This is a genomic window from Solibaculum intestinale, from assembly GCF_040096205.1.
In the GTDB taxonomy this organism is placed as follows: Bacteria; Bacillota; Clostridia; order Oscillospirales; family Acutalibacteraceae; genus Solibaculum_A; species Solibaculum_A intestinale.
The window spans coordinates 35,499-53,858 of sequence record NZ_JBBMFD010000012.1 but is presented as its reverse complement, the minus strand read 5'-3'; the positions used below and the strand labels follow the sequence as shown (position 1 = coordinate 53,858).

General features: G+C 55.3%; 18 protein-coding genes. 15 read left to right on the top strand and 3 right to left on the bottom strand.

Annotation, left to right across the window (positions count from 1 at the left end; translation table 11 throughout):
- Positions 1–49: 49 nt before the first annotated feature.
- The 11 genes from WMO26_RS08160 to WMO26_RS08110 all read left to right on the top strand — a co-directional run bounded on the left by WMO26_RS08160 (position 50) and on the right by WMO26_RS08110 (position 9,800).
- Positions 50–535, top strand: coding sequence for an ATP synthase subunit C (locus WMO26_RS08160; protein WP_349219498.1), 486 nt, complete (start codon positions 50–52; stop codon positions 533–535).
- Between the two features lie 40 nt (positions 536–575).
- Entirely contained in the window at positions 576–884 is a 309-nt protein-coding gene (locus tag WMO26_RS08155) for a V-type ATP synthase subunit F (RefSeq protein ID WP_349219496.1), read from the top strand.
- 16 nt (positions 885–900) lie between these two features.
- Entirely contained in the window at positions 901–1,512 is a 612-nt protein-coding gene (locus tag WMO26_RS08150; protein ID WP_349219494.1) for a V-type ATP synthase subunit E, read from the top strand.
- A 64-nt stretch (positions 1,513–1,576) separates the two neighbouring features.
- Entirely contained in the window at positions 1,577–3,334 is a 1,758-nt protein-coding gene (locus WMO26_RS08145) for a V-type ATP synthase subunit A (RefSeq protein ID WP_349219492.1), read from the top strand.
- Between the two features lie 22 nt (positions 3,335–3,356).
- On the top strand, positions 3,357–4,760 hold the full coding sequence (locus WMO26_RS08140) for a V-type ATP synthase subunit B (RefSeq protein ID WP_349219490.1): 1,404 nt from the start codon (positions 3,357–3,359) through the stop codon (positions 4,758–4,760).
- 15 nt (positions 4,761–4,775) lie between these two features.
- Complete coding sequence (locus WMO26_RS08135) at positions 4,776–5,399, top strand: V-type ATP synthase subunit D (RefSeq protein ID WP_435431551.1); 624 nt, start codon at positions 4,776–4,778, stop codon at positions 5,397–5,399.
- Positions 5,400–5,794: 395 nt separating this feature from the next.
- Complete coding sequence (locus WMO26_RS08130; RefSeq protein WP_349219486.1) at positions 5,795–6,004, top strand: DUF378 domain-containing protein; 210 nt, start codon at positions 5,795–5,797, stop codon at positions 6,002–6,004.
- Between the two features lie 229 nt (positions 6,005–6,233).
- Complete coding sequence (locus WMO26_RS08125) at positions 6,234–7,112, top strand: sigma-E processing peptidase SpoIIGA (RefSeq protein ID WP_349219484.1); 879 nt, start codon at positions 6,234–6,236, stop codon at positions 7,110–7,112.
- 45 nt (positions 7,113–7,157) lie between these two features.
- On the top strand, positions 7,158–7,862 hold the full coding sequence (gene sigE, locus WMO26_RS08120) for an RNA polymerase sporulation sigma factor SigE (protein WP_435431550.1): 705 nt from the start codon (positions 7,158–7,160) through the stop codon (positions 7,860–7,862).
- Positions 7,863–7,967: 105 nt separating this feature from the next.
- Positions 7,968–8,738 carry an RNA polymerase sporulation sigma factor SigG gene (sigG, locus tag WMO26_RS08115; protein WP_349219480.1) on the top strand — a complete coding sequence of 257 codons (771 nt, stop codon included), beginning with the start codon at positions 7,968–7,970 and terminating at the stop codon, positions 8,736–8,738.
- Between the two features lie 174 nt (positions 8,739–8,912).
- Positions 8,913–9,800, top strand: a complete 888-nt coding sequence (locus WMO26_RS08110) for a beta-1,6-N-acetylglucosaminyltransferase (protein WP_349219478.1) — start codon at positions 8,913–8,915, stop codon at positions 9,798–9,800.
- A 93-nt stretch (positions 9,801–9,893) separates the two neighbouring features.
- Here the strand turns inward: WMO26_RS08110 and WMO26_RS08105 are convergent, their stop codons facing one another.
- Both WMO26_RS08105 and WMO26_RS08100 read right to left on the bottom strand, forming a co-directional pair.
- Positions 9,894–10,694: a gluconate 5-dehydrogenase gene (locus tag WMO26_RS08105; RefSeq protein WP_349219476.1), complete on the bottom strand. Its 801-nt coding sequence runs from the start codon at positions 10,692–10,694 to the stop codon at positions 9,894–9,896.
- A 328-nt stretch (positions 10,695–11,022) separates the two neighbouring features.
- Complete coding sequence (locus tag WMO26_RS08100) at positions 11,023–12,282, bottom strand: chloride channel protein (RefSeq protein ID WP_349219474.1); 1,260 nt, start codon at positions 12,280–12,282, stop codon at positions 11,023–11,025.
- A 424-nt stretch (positions 12,283–12,706) separates the two neighbouring features.
- Here WMO26_RS08100 and WMO26_RS08095 point away from each other — a divergent pair, with 424 nt between their 5' ends.
- On the top strand, positions 12,707–14,041 hold the full coding sequence (locus WMO26_RS08095; RefSeq protein ID WP_349219472.1) for a glycoside hydrolase family 28 protein: 1,335 nt from the start codon (positions 12,707–12,709) through the stop codon (positions 14,039–14,041).
- 109 nt (positions 14,042–14,150) lie between these two features.
- A complete protein-coding gene (locus WMO26_RS08090; protein ID WP_349219470.1) occupies positions 14,151–14,831 on the top strand; it encodes a GntR family transcriptional regulator in 681 nt (226 codons plus the stop codon).
- Here WMO26_RS08090 and WMO26_RS08085 read toward each other — a convergent pair.
- Positions 14,821–15,132, bottom strand: a complete 312-nt coding sequence (locus WMO26_RS08085) for a hypothetical protein (RefSeq protein WP_349219468.1) — start codon at positions 15,130–15,132, stop codon at positions 14,821–14,823. The genes WMO26_RS08090 and WMO26_RS08085 overlap by 11 nt on opposite strands.
- A gap of 180 nt (positions 15,133–15,312) precedes the next feature.
- Between WMO26_RS08085 and WMO26_RS08080 the strand changes: the two genes are divergently transcribed.
- On the top strand, positions 15,313–16,572 hold the full coding sequence (locus WMO26_RS08080) for a glycoside hydrolase family 28 protein (RefSeq protein ID WP_349219466.1): 1,260 nt from the start codon (positions 15,313–15,315) through the stop codon (positions 16,570–16,572).
- A gap of 288 nt (positions 16,573–16,860) precedes the next feature.
- Entirely contained in the window at positions 16,861–18,294 is a 1,434-nt protein-coding gene (gene uxaC, locus WMO26_RS08075) for a glucuronate isomerase (protein WP_349219464.1), read from the top strand.
- Positions 18,295–18,360 lie beyond the last annotated feature (66 nt).

The following is an 18,360-nucleotide window of genomic DNA, read 5'->3' as shown; positions in this document are numbered from 1 at the left end:
TTCCCTATCGCCCGGTGACGGGAACCTGAATTATGAGGAGGAAATACTAATGTATGCTCTGTTTGCAGTTCTGATTTTAGCCGCTATGTGCATCCCGCTCGTTCTCTCCATCCGCAGTCTTAAGAGAGGCAATTCTCCCCGCAAGGCCCTGCGCGTCAACCTGACCGCTTTTGCCGCAGTGATGCTGCTGGCGGTCGCTATGCCCTTCGCGGTTTCAGCGGCTACCCCGGACGACAACGCCCAGCCAGTGGCTACCGCTGCTCCCGCCACAGCCCCGGCTCCCGCCACCAGCGACGCGGATGCGGCAGCCGCTGCGGCCAACGCCGACGGCATGAAATACTTAGCGGCGGCTTTGGCGGTGGGCCTTGCCTGTATCGGCGGCGGTATCGCTGTGGCGTCCGCCTCCCCGGCGGCCATCGGCGCCACCTCAGAAAACCCCAAGGCCTTCTCCAAGTCTTTGATCTTCGTGGCCCTGGGCGAATCCATCGCCCTGTACGGCCTGGTTATTTCCATCCTGATCCTGTTCGTATCGTAAAAAGCGTTTGGGCGCACATAACAAAGGCGGTGAAACCACGATGCGTTTTCAATTAATCAGCGATAACATCGATACCTTGGTGGGCATGCGGCTCGCGGGGATCGAAGGCGTTGTCGTCCACGAGGAAGCGGAGGTCCGCCAGGCCCTGAAGGAAGCCAAGGAAAACAGCGAGATCGGAATCGTGCTGATCACCGAGGGGCTGATGAAGCTGTGCCCGGAAGTCATTCTGGACATGAAGCTCACAAGCCACCGCCCGCTGATCGTGCAGATTCCGGACCGCCACGGTTCGGCCCGCCCGTCCGATTCCATCATGCAGTATGTGCGTGAGGCCATCGGCGTGAAGATATGAATGAGGAGGCTCGACTATGGCTTTACAGGACGAAAAGCTAAGCAAATTCATACAGGCCATCAACAAGGACGCCGAGGAACGCCGGGCGCGGATCCTGGCGGAATCGGAAGCCTTCAACAAAGCGGAGCTGGAAAAGGCGGAGACCGAGGCGCTGACCGACGCCTATCACCTGATTCAGCAGGAAATCTCCAAAATGCGCACCGGCATCCGCCGGGATCTGTCCCAAAAGGAACTCAAGCTCCACCGGGCCGCCCTGTTAAAGCGCGGCGAGATCACCAAAGACGTGTTTGACGAGGCAAAGAAGGAAATCGAAGCCTTCACGAAGACGGACGCATACCCGGCCTTTCTCGAAGGCCTGGCAAAGGAAGCGGCGAAGCTGTTCCCGAAAGCAGAGGTCACCTTGTACCTGCGAGAAGCGGACCTGCCCCTTGGCGGGGACTTAAGCAAACTCTTTTCGGAGGGCTGCCAGGTTAAGGCGGACGATTCCATCCGTTTGGGCGGCTTTCGCATGGAATGCCGGGAGTTCGGCCTGATGGCCGACGAGACTCTGGACACCCGCCTCGACAGCCAGCACGTCTGGTTTGCCGAGCATGCGGGCCTGTCGGTGGAGCCGGCTAAAGCAAATTGACAAAACGTTTCGCGCCGGGCCTTTTTCGGCTTCTTCGGCGCAATCTGACGGGGGTGAAAGCCGCATGGCAGAGAAAAATGTGATTTACGGCGTCAACGGCCCGGTTGTCACGGTGAAGGACACCGCGGACTTTTCCATGCAGGAAATGGTGTACGTGGGCAACGACGGGCTCATCGGCGAGGTGATCGGCATCACCTCGAAGTTTACGACCATCCAGGTCTATGAGGTGACGACCAGTGTGCGGCCGGGCGAGCCCGTCAAGGGCACGGGAATGCCTATGAGCGTGGAGCTTGGTCCCGGTATCATCAGCAACATTTTCGACGGTATTGAGCGGCCGCTCAAAGCCATCGAGCAGGCTACCGGCCCCTTTATCGGCCGGGGCTGCAACATCCCGGCCCTGGATCCTGACCGGGAATGGCAGGTAACGGTGCTCATAAAGCCCGGGGACCGTTTGGGCGGCGGAGACGTGTACGCCGAATGCCCGGAAACGCCGCTGATTACCCACCGGCTGATGCTTCCGCCGAACCTTTCGGGAGAGATCGTGTCGGCAAAGCCCAGCGGGAAATATAAGGTGAGCGATACGATCGCGCAGTTAAAGGACCAGAAGGGACACATCCATAAACTCACGCTGTCCCAGCGCTGGCCTATCCGCATTCCCCGGCCGGTGGCCGAACGCCTTCCCTGCAGCATTCCGCTGATTACCGGCCAGCGGGTCATTGATTCCCTTCTGCCCATTGCCAAAGGGGGCACGGCCGCCATTCCGGGCGGCTTCGGCACGGGGAAAACCATGACCCAGCATCAGTTCGCCAAGTGGTCAGACGCGGACATCATCGTGTACATCGGCTGCGGCGAGCGGGGCAACGAAATGTCCCAGGTGCTCGAGGAATTCAGCGAGCTGATCGACCCGAAGTCCGGCCGGCCGCTGACCGACCGGACGGTGCTGATCGCCAACACCTCCAACATGCCGGTGGCGGCCCGTGAGGCCTCCATCTACACCGGCATCACCTTAGCGGAATATTACCGGGACATGGGGTATCACGTGGCGATTATGGCCGACTCTACCTCCCGCTGGGCGGAGGCGCTGCGGGAAATTTCCGGTCGTCTGGAGGAAATGCCTGCGGAGGAAGGCTTCCCGGCGTATCTGCCTTCCCGCCTGTCCGAGTTCTACGAGCGGGCGGGATACATGAAGACGTTAAACGGCAAAGAAGGTTCGGTAACCGTCATCGGCGCGGTTTCCCCGCAAGGGTCCGATTTTTCCGAGCCGGTTACGCAAAACACCAAGCGGTTCACCCGCTGCTTCTGGGCGCTGGACAAATCGCTGGCCTATGAGCGGCATTATCCGGCCATCAACTGGATGACCAGCTACAGCGAGTATGTGACTGACCTTGCCGAATGGTATGAGAAAAACGTCAGCAAGGACTTTCTTTCCTGCCGGGCGCAGATCAATTCCCTGTTGCAGGAGGAAAGCAACCTGATGGAAATCGTCAAGCTCATCGGCGCGGACGTGCTGCCCGACGACCAGAAGCTGGTCATCGAGATCGCCCGGGTCATTCGGCTGGGTTTTCTGCAGCAAAACGCTTATCACAAGGAAGATACCTACGTACCCATGCAAAAGCAGCTGAAAATGATGCAGGTGATCCTGCATCTCTATAACCGCGCGCGCCAGCTGGTATCCGCCTCCATTCCCATTTCCCGTGTGGCGGAGGCCGGCCTGTTCGATAAGCTTATCCGCATCAAGTACGACGTGCCCAACGACAAGCTTTCGGAGCTGGACGGCTACATCAAATACATCGACGATACCATCGCCGGTTTGACCGCGTAAAGTTTGGGAGGGACGATAACCTATGGTTCTCGAATATATCGGTCTCAATCAGATCAGCGGACCGCTGATCGCCCTGGACGGAGTAAAAAACGCCGGGTTTGAGGAAATGGTGGAAATCAAGCTGCAAAACGGCGAATCCCGTTCCGGCCGTATTGTACAGATCGACGGCGAACGGGTCATTATCCAGGTCTTTGAAGGGACACGCGGCATTTCTTTGACAAATACCCGCACCCGCCTGACTGGGCGACCCATGGAGCTAGCGCTGTCTCCGGAGATTCTCGGGCGCATCTTCGACGGCAAGGGAAAACCCATCGACGGTCTCGGGGACGTGTTTCCGGAGAAGTTCGCGGATGTCAACGGCATGCCGATGAATCCGGTCTCCCGCACCTATCCGCGCAATTACATCAACACCGGCGTTTCCTCCATCGACTGCCTGATGACCCTAATCCGGGGCCAGAAGCTACCCATCTTCTCAGGCTCGGGCATGAAACACAACGAGCTTGCCGTACAGATCGTGCGCCAGGCTCGGATCGCGGAGGAGGAAGGGGCGGAATTTTGCGTGGTGTTTGCGGCCATGGGCGTCAAAAACGACGTGGCCCAGTACTTCCGCCGTTCTTTTGAGGATTCGGGTACCCTGTCCAGGGTTACCATGTTCTTAAACCTGTCAAACGACCCGATCATCGAACGCATTCTGACCCCCCGCTGCGCGCTGACGGCGGCGGAGTATCTGGCCTTTGAGCAGAATAAGCACGTGCTGGTCATCATGACCGACATGACCTCCTATGCGGAGGCACTTCGTGAATTCTCCTCGTCCAAGGGCGAGATTCCCGGCCGCAAGGGCTATCCGGGTTATCTGTATTCCGACCTCGCTTCCCTTTACGAGCGGGCGGGCATGATCGAGGGGCACACCGGGTCGGTCACCCAGATTCCGATTCTGACCATGCCCAACGACGACATTACTCATCCGGTGCCCGACCTGACCGGTTACATCACCGAAGGTCAGATCGTGCTCGACCGGAGCCTTGACGGCAAGGGCATTTATCCGCCGGTATCGGTGCTTCCCTCTCTGTCTCGTCTGATGAAGGACGGCATTGGCGAGGGCTACACGAGAGAGGATCATTCCGCCCTTGCAAACCAGCTTTTTGCTTCTTATGCCCATGTGCAGGACGCAAGGTCCTTAGCGTCGGTCATCGGCGAGGAGGAGCTCTCCCCCATCGACCACCGGTACATTGAGTTCGGCAAGGCGTTTGAAACCCTGTTTTTAAATCAGAGCTTTCACGAAAACCGCACCATCGACCAAACCCTGGATCTGGGCTGGCAGCTTCTCTCCATGCTTCCCAAGGAAGAGCTGGACCGTGTGGACGATGAGATGCTCGAAAAGCACTATAAGCAAAGCGAGACGCCGGGAACGGCCGGCGCCTTATAAGAAGGGATGTGAGGCATTGTGAACCAGCAGATTTCTCCCACCAAGGGCAACCTGCTCGACACCAAGCGGTCGTTAAACCTGGCCCGGCTGGGGTTTGACCTGCTCGACCGCAAGCGAAACATCCTGATTCGGGAAATGATGTCCCTCATCGACAAGGCCACCGAAATTCAAAATAAGATTGACGAGACCTTTTCGAGCGCTTACATTGCCCTGCAGCGGGCCAACATCTCCCTGGGCATCTGCGACGAAATCGCCGGCGCCACGCCGGTGGAAGAAGGGGTGCACATCACTTACCGCAGCGTCATGGGCGTGGAAATTCCGCTGGTGTCCATCGACGCGCAGCCCGCCACGTTGAGCTATGGCTTCGAATCCTCCAACTCCCTGCTCGACGAAGCGTATATCAAATTTTACGCGGTAAAAATGCTGACGGTGGAGCTGGCGGAGGTGGAAAACAGTGTGTACCGGCTGGCAAACGCCATCCGCAAAACGCAAAAACGGGCCAATGCGCTCAAAAATATCATCATTCCCCGTTTTGATGAAACGGTAAAATTCATCACGGAAGCGCTGGAAGAAAAGGACCGGGAAGAATTTTCCCGTTTAAAAGTCATCAAACGGCAAAAAGAGCAAGCGTCTGCATAAACCGCCGAATTTGGGCAAAGCTAATCCCTGCGGAGAACATTCCGCAGGGATTTTTCCGTTTTTCTTGCGATTGTAAGAAAAACAAGGTTCTCCCCCGTTTGGCTCTCCTGGCAAGAGCCTCATCCATTTTGCTGAAAACGATCCGCGCCGCCGGCATCTTTCCCTTATTCAGCCTGCCGGGCGGCAAGCAAGTAAAACCGTATTTGCCTAAATGCGGCAATTGCAGCCGGGTCTTACGGCATTGGATACCTGCGGGAAGGGCCATGGCTTCTTCTTGTAAGGGCCATCCCAAATTTTTGCAAACGAATCCGGCTCTCGGTATAAAGTAACACATTTGATGGCATACTGAGAGTGAAAATGACGTTTGATAAGGAGTTGACAAGGAGTTGACAAGAGTGCTTGATAAGATTTCGCTTATCTTGGTCATCATCGGCGCCCTGAACTGGGGAAGCATCGGCCTGTTCCAGTTTGACGCGGTGGCATGGCTGTTCGGCGGACAGGGCGCGGCGGTAAGCCGTGTCATCTATACGCTGGTTCTCCTGGGCGGACTGTGGTGCATTTCTCTGCTGTTCCGCGACCGGGAAGTCATCGAATCCCACGAATAGGTTCACAAACCGGTCAAACGGCCGCTGCATGTGCGGAGAAGCACGGCAACCACATCGGTTGCCGGCGCCTCCGCCGGCAGCGGCCGTTTTCTATTCCCTTTTCCGTCTCCCTTGAAAACTGAAAATATGACAATCGGAAGTGACATAATTTCGCCGCCCCTGCCATATATACTAAAGGTACGCCCTCATTGTGGGCCAAGCATCGAAGAGGAAAAGGAGGCGGGCGGATATGACCCAGACCATCTATGTGGACATTTTATTCGCCGTCAACCTTTTTATGAATTTCTTTTTGCTTCTGGTTACCGCAAGGCTCGCCCATCAGCCGTACAAACGTCTGCGCCTGCTGGCGGGCGCGGCGCTGGGGGCCCTGTTTTCCTTTGTGATTTTGCTGCCGGAGCTGGGCATTCTCTTTTCCATCGCCACCAAAGCGGTCTTTTCCGCTCTCATTGTCCTCGCTTCCTTTCACGCCGCCTCTTTCAAACGGTTTCTAAAGCTCTATGCCTGCTTTTTTACCGTGAATTTCGCCTTTGCCGGCATTGCCTTCGCCCTCTGGCTCTTTGTGGCGCCTCCCGGTCTTGCCATGGGAAACGGCGCGTTTTATTTCGACATTTCCCCGCTTTTGCTGGTGGTCACCGCAGCGGCGGCCTATCTGCTTTTGTCCCTGTTTCACCGGTTCTTCCAGAAAGGGGCGCCGCCCAAATCTATCTATGACCTGACGGTGACGGTGGAGGGGCGCAGCGTAACGCTCCGCACCCTGGCGGACACCGGCAATTCCTTGACCGAATCCTTCACCGGTTCGCCGGTTGTTCTGGCGGAATATCAAAGCGTGCGGGAGCTGCTACCCGACCCGGTCCGTCCCGCCTTTCAGAACGCGAGCGCCGCCTGTGTCCGCCTGCCGGAGGCCTGGCAGCGGCGCTACCGGGTGATCCCCTACAAAAGCGTGGGCGCAAACGGTCTTCTTCCCTCCTTCAAGGCGGATGAGATCGTCATACATACCAAAGAGGAGCCGGTGACGGTGCAGGGGGCATTTGTGGCCGTGTCCGACACCAATCTCTCCTCGGGAGAATACCGGGGGCTGATGAATCCACAGCTTCTTCCTATGAAATAAGTGCAGGAGGTTATGGCAATGAAACGGGTGGCAAAACCGATTTGGATGGCGGTACAGAAATGGGTCAACCTGCTCAAAGTAAGGCTGGGGCTCATGGAGGAGGTTCACTACATCAACGGGCCGGAAACGCTGCCCGCTCCCCTGACACAGGAGGAGGAACAGGTGATTTTCCGCAAACTTCAAACCCAGGACGACGCCAAGGCAAGGGAACCGCTGATTACCCATAACCTGCGGCTGGTGGTGTACATTGCGAAGAAATTCGAATCTCCCAACAACTGCGTGGAGGATCTGATTTCCATCGGCACCATCGGGCTGATTAAGGCGGTCAACACCTTCTGCCCGTCGCGCAACATCAAGCTGGCCACCTACGCGTCCCGGTGCATCGAAAACGAGATTTTGATGTATCTGCGCAAAAGCGTGCAGCTGAAAAACGAAATGTCCATCGACGAGCCTCTCAACGTGGACTGGGACGGCAACGAGCTGCTCTTCTCCGACGTGCTGGGGTCCGACCCGGACGTGGTCAACCGGGGCATCGAACAGCAGGTGGAACGGGACCTGCTGCTCAGTGCAGTGGAGCACCTGTCCGACCGGGAGGCGCAGATCATGAAGCTGCGCTTTGGGCTGTGCGGGGAAAAGGAGCACACCCAGAAGGAGGTAGCCGATCGGCTGGGCATCTCCCAATCCTACATATCCCGCCTGGAGAAACGGATCATCGAACGGCTCAAAAAGGAACTGGAGCGGGCCGGATAACTGGTAAAATTTCTTAAATTGAAGAACCTGGAATTTCTGTATGCCGCCCTTCCCTTCCGGTCATACTCTTACTGACAATGGAAATCATCGGTAGGGGGCGGCTTGATGCAGTTTAACAAAGTGGATATCTGCGGGGTCAACACGGCGAAGCTGAAAGTTTTGACGGAGTCGGAAAAGATGGCGCTGCTAAAGCGGTGCAAGGAAGGCGACAAGCAGGCGCGGGAGGACCTGGTTAACGGGAACCTGCGGCTGGTGCTCAGCGTCATCCAACGTTTTACTCAGCGGGGCGAGAACTTAGACGACCTGTTTCAGGTGGGATGCATTGGACTGATTAAGTCCATCGACAATTTCGATATCTCTCAGAACGTCCGTTTCTCCACCTACGCGGTACCCATGATCATCGGGGAAATCCGCCGCTATCTGCGGGACAATAATTCCGTACGGGTCAGCCGCTCCCTGCGGGATATGGCCTACAAGGCCATGCAGGCCAAGGAACGGCTGACGGGCAGCAACCTTAGGGAACCCACAGTGGAGGAAATCGCTAGGGAACTGGGGGTCAAACGGGAGGAAGTGGTGATGGCGCTGGAATCCATTGTCGAGCCGGTTTCCCTCTTCGAGCCGGTTTATTCCGACGGCGGGGACACCATCTACGTAATGGATCAGATCGGCGACAAGAACGACGACAGCAACTGGCTCGATGAGATCGCCCTCAAGGAAGCCATCAACAACCTTTCTCCCAGGGAAAAGAAAATCCTCTCTCTGCGTTTTTTCCAAGGCAAAACCCAGATGGAGGTGGCCAATGAAATCGGCATCAGCCAGGCGCAGGTATCCCGTCTAGAAAAGGGCGCGCTCAACAAGGTAAAGGGGAAGATTTGATCTTCCCCTTTACCTTGTTTTATAAAATTTACTTTGAACATATTTATGAAAATCACCCACACTATAAAAAATACACCTAACTCTTGTCTTCGTTATCAGGGGATAGACTTATTTATGTGCATCTGGTATCCTATAAGCAGAAACCGACTCAGATACCCAGGAGGAATTACAAAAATGGCTGATAATCGTCATGCTTATCTGATCATGGCTCATCACCGTCCTGATCTATTGGTCCTTTTATTGGAAGCAATTGATGACGTAAGAAATGATATCTATCTGCATATAGACGCGAAATCTTCCATCGACTCCAATATATACCTTCCCCAAAAAAGCAACCTTTATTTCATACCAAGAAACAACGTCCAGTGGGCGGGATATTCTCAAGTGGATTGCACGTTGAAACTGCTGAAGGCCGCCGTACAAAACGGGCCATATCAATACTACCATTTTCTTACCGGGTCCACTTTTCCACTAAAAAATCAGGATGATATGCATGCTTTTTTTGATGCGCACAAGGGAACCGAATTTGTTGGATTTGACAATCATACCACGACAATCGAACGAGTCAAGTATTATCATTTGTTCCATGAAAGCGGGAAGTTAACAGGTCTATCTGGGCACATAAAAAGCGGTCTTAGAGAAAGCCTTAAGTTTATACAGAAGCTGCTTTCCGTGGACCTCTTTAAGAAATATCATCTGGAATACAAAAAGGGATTCGCCTATTGGTCTATTACGGACGATGCTGCACGATACCTGATTGATCACGAAGCTGTTATCTACAGAATGCTTCGTTATTCGATCAGCGGAGATGAGGTTTTTGTACAAGTGCTGTTGTATAATTCGCAATTCAAATCCAAACTATACTCTCTTACGGACGAATGGGAAGGCTCTTTGAGAGAATGCGCATGGGGAAGCAATATAGGAGTACGCCCAGGATGCAACTATACATATATGGATTTGGAATACTTGCTCAACAGCAATCTGTGTTTTGCTTTAAAATTTGAAGGAGCGGACGGTTTAGCACTGATAAAGAAGATTAAGGAGCATAAAAAAATCCAATAACGCTTTGCTATTTATTCAGCAGATACCATTATCATCTATAAAAAAGCTCCCCTTGCGGCGTACCGTAAGGGGAGCTTTTTCTGGAAAACAAACTTATTGGGGCTGCTTGCCGATGTAGGCGAGGATACCGCCGTCCACATAAAGGATGTGGCCGTTGACAAAGTCGGACGCATCGGAAGCCAGGAAGACGGCCGGGCCGACCAGGTCTTCCGTGGTGCCCCAGCGGGCGGCCGGAGTCTTGGAGACGATGAACTGGTCGAAGGGATGACGGCTGCCGTCGGGCTGTCTCTCACGCAGCGGAGCGGTCTGGGGAGTCTCGATGTAACCCGGGCCGATGCCGTTGCACTGAATGTTGTACTCGCCGTACTCGGAGCAGATGTTCTTAGTGAGCATCTTCAGGCCGCCCTTAGCCGCCGCGTATGCGGAAACGGTCTCGCGGCCCAGCTCGCTCATCATGGAGCAGATGTTGATGATCTTGCCGTGGCCCTTCTTGATCATGGAGGGGATAACGGCCTTGGAAACAATGAAGGGAGCGTTCAGGTCCACGTCGATCACCTGGCGGAACTGAGCGGCGGTCATCTCGCACATGGGAATGCGCTTGATGATACCGGCGTTGTTGACCAGAATGTCGATCACGCCGACTTCCTTCTCAATGGTGGCGACCAGCGCATTGACGGCATCCTCGTCGGTGACGTCGCACACATAGCCGTGGGCCTCGATGCCGGCCTCTTTGTAAGCGGCGATTCCCTTATCCACCAGCTCTTGCTTGATGTCGTTAAAGCAGATGGTCGCGCCGCACTTGGCCATACCGCAGGCAATGGCGAAACCGATGCCGTAGGAAGCGCCGGTAACCAGGGCGATCTTACCTTCCAGAGAGAAATTTTTGAGTTCCATGATGAAAAACCTCCTAATAATGATGTTTTGGATAGACAGCAAAACAGCGAGGGCCGCAGATTTCTCCCACATAGGCGGAAAAACCGGCCGTTTGCACACAGGACGCACGGGGCAAAGAAACCTTCACCGCTGTGCTTACTCCCTTACTTATCTATTATATGGCATATTGCCGCCACATTCAAGCGCTTGTCCAGGATCCTGCGGGGTTTCGTACAATCGCCTGTCTTTTGGAAAGAAACCAAGCCCCAATTTGTACAAATTTTCACTCATGCTATAGAAAAAGTAGGACAATTCGCCGCCACTCTACCTTTCTCCCAGTTCAAAGCGGTTATTCGGACTTTTTGTCGATAAACTCAGGCTTGATCTTCGAATACACGATCTTCTGCTCACTGTATAGACCGTGATAGCCTGAAAGCATATAGCTGACCGCGCAGACAATGGCGAAAAAGAGCATCCCGTCCTTCCCGAAAAGCTCGATGCTCATAATCAGCGAGGTAAGCGGGCAGTTGGTCACGCCGCAAAACAGGGAGATCAGCCCGATTCCCGCCCCAAAGGAAGGATTGAGGCCGATGAGGCGGCCCATGGTGTTGCCGAAGGTAGCACCCACAAAGAAGGTGGGGACGATCTCGCCGCCCTTGAACCCGGCGCCCAGCGTGATGGCGGTGAATAGGATTTTCAGCGCGAAGGCCTCCGGGTTTGCCCGGCCAAAGAGGGCTTCATCGATGACGTCCATCCCAGCTCCGTTGTAGTCAAAGCTTCCCACCAGGTAAGTAAGCCCCACCACCAAAGCGCCGCCCACGGCGATGCGCAAAAGCGGATTGGGCAGGAACCGCCGGTAAAGGCTGCCCGTCCCTTTGGTGACTTTGCAGAAAAGCATGCTCAAAACCGCGCACAGTACCCCCAGCAGTATGATCTGTAAAACCGGCAGCACGTCGAGCCGGGGAATGCCCACCAGCTGGTACCGCTCGGGCTCCACCCCAAAAAAATCCGCCACCGCAAAGCCGATCACGGCCGACAGGATACAAGGGACGATGGCAGAATAGTACATCACCCCAACGCTGACCACCTCCATGGCAAAAATAGCGGCGGTCAGCGGCGTGCCGAACAGGGCCGCGAAGGCCGCGCTCATGCCGCACATGGTCATAATCCGCTCGTCCTTTTCGTCAAACCGGAGCAGGCGGCCGATTTTCGACGAGATGCTGCCGCCGATTTGCAGCGCCGCGCCTTCCCGTCCGGAGGAACCACCGCACAAATGGGTCAGCACCGTGGCGATGAAAACCAGCGGCGCCATGCGCGCGGAGATTTTCTCGTTGGCGCGCACCGCCAGCAGCACCAGGTTGGTGCCCTTGTCCTCGTCGATCCCGCAAACCTTATAGAGCAGGACAATGGCGATTCCCGCTACCGGCAGCAGCCAGAGAAGCCACGGCTGCTCCTTGCGCAGCACGGTTGCCCAGCCGATGCTATAGTGAAACAAGGTCCCGATCCCGCCCACCAGCAGGCCAATCAGACAGGCAAACAAAATCCACTTTAAGAACACCTTGTAATCCAACAAATTGGCATGCAGTTTTTCCTTGATCCACCCTTTCATTGCATCCCTCAAACCCCTCTTAATGTCGCCACACGTTTCTTTTATTATAGGCGCGGCGGGGCAAAATTTCAACCGGCTGTCTTGCGCCAAAGAGCCCAACAACCTTCCCCTCTTCCAACCAGTTTTGTACCCAGTGACAGCCGTACGATAAGTTGGTGGATGACAATGGGCCTTTTTCTTTTTACGCTGGGCGGCGGGCGCTTTTGCTTGTCCGCAAAAGAGCGATTTTCACAGAAACACCTTCTCGCTGTTCTACCTTTTCGAAAATCGCACTTCGTTCTTCCTATTCAGAGAGATTCTTTCCGGGAGAATTCATTCGCAAGGCGCCTCCGGGAGTCAGCGCAAGAATTTTATAAAAGAGTCTAGTGCTCGCGGAGGAAGGATGTTATACTGGGGAAAAAGCCAAACAAAAAGGAGACAGACAATGGATTACAACATTCTGACGTTTGGAGCGGTCCCGGACGGAACATCCAACTGCCAAAAGCAGATACAGGCCGCCATCGATGCGTGCGCTAAAACCGGAGGAAGAGTGGTGGTTCCGGCGGGAAGGTTTTTGTCCGGTTCTCTGCGCTTAAAGTCCCAGGTAGAGCTTTATCTGGATGAGGGCGCGGTGCTGGTCTCCAGCCTCAACCCACAGGATACCATTGATTTCGCAAAGGAATTCGACGACGACAATCAGGCCACAGGCTGGGAAGGCGGATGCTTTCTGTTTGCCATGCACGAAACGAACATCACCATCGCCGGGCCGGGCACCATTGACGGCCAGGGCCGGGAGGTGTTCTATGACGCCAATGCGGACAACGGGTATCACGAGTGTCCGCTGATGGTCAAAAGCTTTCGCCCCAGAACCACCTTTTTGGAGGACGTGGAGCACCTGACGGTGAGGGACGTGACCTTTTACGACGCGGCCTTTTGGACGCTGCACATGGCCGGCTGCAGGCACGTGCTGGTGGAAAACGTCACAATCGACAACAACGTCCGGGGCGCCAACAACGACGGCATTGATCCGGACTGCTGCAAAGACGTGGTGGTGCGCGGCTGCAACGTGCGCGGAGGCGACGACGCCATCGTGGTCAAGGCGACCAAGCCCATGTGGGAAAAGTACGGCAACTGCGAGGACATTCTCATTGAGGACTGCGTGCTCCACTCCCGGGACTCCGCATTAAAAATCGGAACCGAGACTTGGGGCGACATCCGCAACATCGAGCTGAAACACTGCCGGGTCCAGGATTCCAACCGGGCGGTAGGCATCTGGGTGCGCGACGGGGGAACGGTGGAAAACATCCATGTGCACCATGTCACCGGCAACACCCTGCGCTATGCCGACGGCGCCATGTGCAAGGGCGCGCCGCTCTGGTGGGGCAAGGGTGAGCCCATTTTCCTCTCCGCCACCAAACGAGCCGGCGTGGACCGCCTACCGGGCAAAATCCGCAACCTTACCTTTGACCATTTGACGCTGACGGCGGAATCTTGTATCTTTCTGGGTGGCGAAGAGTATTCGCCCATTGAAAACATCCGTCTGGAAGAGGTAAACATCACCTGGAAGCAGCAGAGCAAGCATAAGCCGGACGTGTTCGACGAGCAGCCGTCTGTCCGTGACGTATATCCCCACGAGATTCCCTGCCTGTACGCAAGGCAGGTGCAGGGGCTGACCGTGAAGGGGCGCTTTGTCCTCGACGGTTCCATGAAGGAAACCATCCGACGCCGGGAAATTCTCGAAGGGTGCGCCGATTGTGCCATCGAGGCGGAGCAGAGGTAATGGGAAACCGGCCGGGATGTGCCAAAGGCAGCGGGAGAACAAGACTTGTAAATTTCGCCGCTTTCTTTTATAATGAATTTATTTCCAGAAGAGAGGAGGGCGGCATACCATGCTTTCGATTTTAGATAGGCAGCCGCACGAGTCGGCACGCAATTATGTGACGCGTGTACTGCTTTACAACATTGTCAACATCCAGTTGGAGCCGGGCGCGCAAATTCGGGAACAGGAGCTATGCAGGCTTCTCCAGGTCAGCCGCACCCCCTTTCGGGAGGCGGAGCTGGAGCTGGCTCAGAGAAAGCTCATCACCATCCTCCCAAAAATCGGGACTTATGTTTCGTATATCGACGCAAAAATTGTAGAAGAGGTGCGCCACCTGCGCAGCGTGCTGGAAACCGAACTCGCAAAAATAGCCTGCCGGCAGCTCAACCAGGCGGACATCGACTGTCTTTGGGAAAACGTAGCGGTATGGAAGCTTTACATCAGCCGAAAACAGGAGGATAAGATTTTTCAGCTAGACAAGGAATTTCACCGGATTCTCTATCAAAAGTGCCAAAGAAGCTATTGGTATGAACTGGTGGAAAGCGTAGCGCCCCATTTCGACCGCACGACAGTGCTGAGCTTCCGGTGTAAACCGATGAGGAATATCATGCAGGACCACGAAGAGCTTGTCCGTGCCATTGAGCATCGGGATGAAGCGCTGGCCGAAAGCATTGCGACTAAGCACATGCAACGGTATACGGAAAACATCGACGTCATCCGCCGGGACTTTTCGGAATACTTCAAAACATAATCCCCGGCTCCAAAAGCAGCGGGCAAAACGGCAAACCGCCTGCGGTAGACGGGTGGGGTCGGGAATAAAAGGCCGGGGCAACGGACGCGTCTGTTGCCCCGGCCTTTTGCTTTTCAAAGCCTTCGATGCAAAGCTTTCCGCATTGACGAAAAGAAGCGGAGCAGGAAATCACTGCGCCCATACACACGATTGCCGGCTTACCGAGGGAATTTGCAAGAATAAAATCTTTCACGTGACGGAAGAAATCAAAAATACAACGTTGACTGCGCCGGAAAAAGCGGGTAGTATTGTCATCGGCCATGTCTGCGGTCTCAACAGCATCATGATCGGTATGAGGAATGTACCGGCCGCACAGGGCGAAAAGTAAGCGATGGAAAGGAGCAAAGGAAGAAGCCGCCTTCCGGCAGGCTTCTTACACACACTCATGAAACCAATTTTCAAATCTTCCGACCGCGCAATCGACACCTCTGGGAAACGCCTGGTGACAAACGAGCTTCAGTCGCTTTTCGACGAAGCGGCGAAGGCGGGCGGCGTGGCGCTTTTGGAAAAGGGCGTCTACCTGACGGCCCCGTTGTTTTTAAAAAGCCACATGGAGCTTCGTTTCGAGGAGGGCGCCGTCTTGCTGGGCACCACGGACGAAACCCAAATTCCGCTGATTCCTACCCGGGTGGCGGGAGTGGACATGGACTGGTATCCGGGCATTCTCAACTGCAACCAGCAGGAGGACGTGACCGTCAGCGGCAAAGGAACCATCGACGGCCAGGGTGAGTACTGGTGGAACAAATACTGGGGAGCAGACATGAAGGGCGGCTACCGCAAGGAATACGACGCCAAGGGCCTGCGCTGGGCGGCGGACTACGACTGCATGCGGATGCGCAACGTGGTGGTATACGATTCGAAAAATGTGACGCTGCGGGATTTTACCTCTTCCCGGTCCGGCTTTTGGAACGTGCACGTGGTATACAGCAGCCACGTGCACATCGACGGGGTACAAATTGCCGACTGCGGCATACAAAGCCCCAGCACCGACGGCATCGACATTGATTCCTGCGCGCATGTGCTGGTGGAAAACTGCGTGACCTCCTGCAACGACGACAGCATCTGCATCAAGTCCGGCCGGGACGCGGACGGATACCGGGTCAATCGTCCCTGCCACGACATTACGGTGCAAAACTGCGAGATTCGCTCCGGCTTCGGCGTGACGCTGGGAAGCGAACTGTCCGGCGGTATCTATAACATTACCCTGAGAAACCTCAAGTACCACGGCACGGACTGCGGATTCCGCATCAAGTCCTCCCGGGTGAGGAAAGGGTACATCCGGGACGTTTTGGTGGACGGGCTGGAGATGGTCAATGTAAAATATCCGTTTCACTTCGTGCTGGACTGGAACCCGGGCTACAGCGTGTGTACGCTGCCGGAAGGATACACAGGGGAAATTCCCGATCACTGGAAAAAGCTTTTGGAGCAGATCCCCTCTCAGGTACCCAACACCCAGGTGAGCAATATCCGGATTTGTAACGTGAAATCTCACAATGAACCGGATTATAAGGGGATCAGCCGCGCCTTCCATATGGAAGGATTTGCGGATATGCCCATCAAAGGGCTGATCTTTGAAAACGTGGACATCTGGTGTGAGGAACTGGGGATCATCAATTACACACAAAATATTACGTTTAAAAACACGAGCGTTTCCGTTTGCGGCGCGCGCAGGGAAGAAAACGACGCTTACGACAATCGCTGAATCAAGGCGGACGGCCGATGCACTTTTCGATAAAATTCACCGCACTCTCCCCTTCTCATTCGTCTGGTCTCACCCTTGTAATTAAAAGGCGGCACTGCTATAATGAAGCCGGAAAAGGCCCCTGTGAGCCGTGGGTTTTTACCGGGGCGGCGAAAAGGATATGCGGGCATTGTTTCTCCGCGTATGCGGCGGACGGCCGGGCCGGGACAAGCCGCATACGCACCCTGCAGCGATTCTCCCATTTTTCACTGAGAAAGGAGCGCGCGCCAAAAACGCGCGGCAGCAGACATGAAGAGTTTTATGGATCAGGACTTCCTTTTGGAAAGCGAAACAGCCAGGCATCTGTACCACGATTACGCAGCCAAAATGCCGATCGTGGATTACCATTGCCACATTTCTCCCAGGGAGATTTACGAGGACCGGCGGTTTGACGATCTGGCTCAGGTATGGCTGGGCGGAAAGCAGGCTGACGGCTCCTATTTCGGGGACCATTACAAATGGCGCGTCATGCGCTCCAACGGGGTCAGTGAGGACTATGTGTCCGGGGAACAGGACGGCTACCAGCGGTTTTTAAAGTTTGTAGAAGCGCTGGAGCTGGCCGTCGGTAATCCCATGTACCACTGGTGCAACCTGGAACTGCGCCGTTTCTTCGGGTATGAAGGGCATTTGAGCCTGGATACCGCCAAGGAGGTCTGGGACCTGTGCAACGACAAGCTGCGCCACGACCCCGACCTTACGGTGCGCGGCATCATAAAGAAGGCGAACGTGGCGTTCATCGGCACCACCGACGACCCGGTGGATTCTCTGGAGTGGCATGAAAAAATCGCGGCGGACCCCACCATATCCTTTCAGGTCTGCCCCTCCTTCCGCCCGGACAAGGCGATCAATATCCATAAGCCCGGCTTTACCGCCTATGTAAAGGAGCTGGCGAAAAGCGTGGGCAAGGAACGTCTTGCCAGCGTGGAAGAGGTGTGCGGCGCGCTGGTGGAACGGCTGGAATTCTTTCAAAAGAGAGGTTGCCGGGCCAGCGACCACGGGCTTGACTATGTGATGTACCGCCCCTGCTCCATGGAGGAGGCCGACGCCGCCTACCAAAAGGCGCTGCGCGGAGAGGCCCTCACCGTCGAAGAAACGGAGGGCTATCAGACCACGATTCTCCTTTGCCTGGCGAAGGCTTACCATCGGTTAGACGTGGTCATGCAGATTCATTACAACGCCATCCGCAACACCAACACCCGGATGTTTGGGCAGATGGGGCCGGATACCGGGTTTGACTGCATGAACGCCATCAGTTGCGCTCCTGCCCTTTACGCGTTCCTGGACGCGCTGGAACAAACTGACGAGCTGCCCCGCACCATCCTCTACAGCCTCAACCCCAACGAGGACGCGTTGCTGGACACCATGCTGGGCGCGTTCCAAGGCACCGATGTGCCCGGCAAAATTCAGCACGGTTCCGCCTGGTGGTTCAACGACCACAAGGAGGGCATGGAACAGCAGATGAAATCATTGGCAAACTTAAGCCTGCTGGGTAATTTCGTGGGGATGCTCACCGATTCCCGTTCCTTCCTCTCCTATCCCCGCTTTGAGTATTTCCGCCGCATCTTGTGCAACCTGCTGGGCGGCTGGGTGGAAAACGGGGAATATCCCAACGACGAGCGGGCGCTCAAGCGGATTGTGGAAGGCGTGTGCTATCAAAACGCGGTGCGCTATTTTCACCTGTAAACAGGACGGGCGGGCGCTGCTTTGCGCCCCGCCGGCAAGATAAATTGGATTCTTTTTTCTTCCCGT

Bases quoted from the DNA above. Each gene is read 5' to 3' on its own strand.
- WMO26_RS08160 (WP_349219498.1), top strand. From the start codon at position 50: ATGTATGCTCTGTTTGCAGTTCTGATTTTAGCCGCTATGTGCATCCCG.
- WMO26_RS08155 (WP_349219496.1), top strand. From the start codon at position 576: ATGCGTTTTCAATTAATCAGCGATAACATCGATACCTTGGTGGGCATG.
- WMO26_RS08150 (WP_349219494.1), top strand. From the start codon at position 901: ATGGCTTTACAGGACGAAAAGCTAAGCAAATTCATACAGGCCATCAAC.
- WMO26_RS08145 (WP_349219492.1), top strand. From the start codon at position 1,577: ATGGCAGAGAAAAATGTGATTTACGGCGTCAACGGCCCGGTTGTCACG.
- WMO26_RS08140 (WP_349219490.1), top strand. From the start codon at position 3,357: ATGGTTCTCGAATATATCGGTCTCAATCAGATCAGCGGACCGCTGATC.
- WMO26_RS08125 (WP_349219484.1), top strand. From the start codon at position 6,234: ATGACCCAGACCATCTATGTGGACATTTTATTCGCCGTCAACCTTTTT.
- sigE (WP_435431550.1), top strand. From the start codon at position 7,158: ATGGCGGTACAGAAATGGGTCAACCTGCTCAAAGTAAGGCTGGGGCTC.
- sigG (WP_349219480.1), top strand. From the start codon at position 7,968: ATGCAGTTTAACAAAGTGGATATCTGCGGGGTCAACACGGCGAAGCTG.
- WMO26_RS08110 (WP_349219478.1), top strand. From the start codon at position 8,913: ATGGCTGATAATCGTCATGCTTATCTGATCATGGCTCATCACCGTCCT.
- WMO26_RS08105 (WP_349219476.1), bottom strand. From the start codon at position 10,694: ATGGAACTCAAAAATTTCTCTCTGGAAGGTAAGATCGCCCTGGTTACC.
- WMO26_RS08100 (WP_349219474.1), bottom strand. From the start codon at position 12,282: ATGAAAGGGTGGATCAAGGAAAAACTGCATGCCAATTTGTTGGATTAC.
- WMO26_RS08095 (WP_349219472.1), top strand. From the start codon at position 12,707: ATGGATTACAACATTCTGACGTTTGGAGCGGTCCCGGACGGAACATCC.
- WMO26_RS08090 (WP_349219470.1), top strand. From the start codon at position 14,151: ATGCTTTCGATTTTAGATAGGCAGCCGCACGAGTCGGCACGCAATTAT.
- WMO26_RS08085 (WP_349219468.1), bottom strand. From the start codon at position 15,132: ATGGCCGATGACAATACTACCCGCTTTTTCCGGCGCAGTCAACGTTGT.
- uxaC (WP_349219464.1), top strand. From the start codon at position 16,861: ATGAAGAGTTTTATGGATCAGGACTTCCTTTTGGAAAGCGAAACAGCC.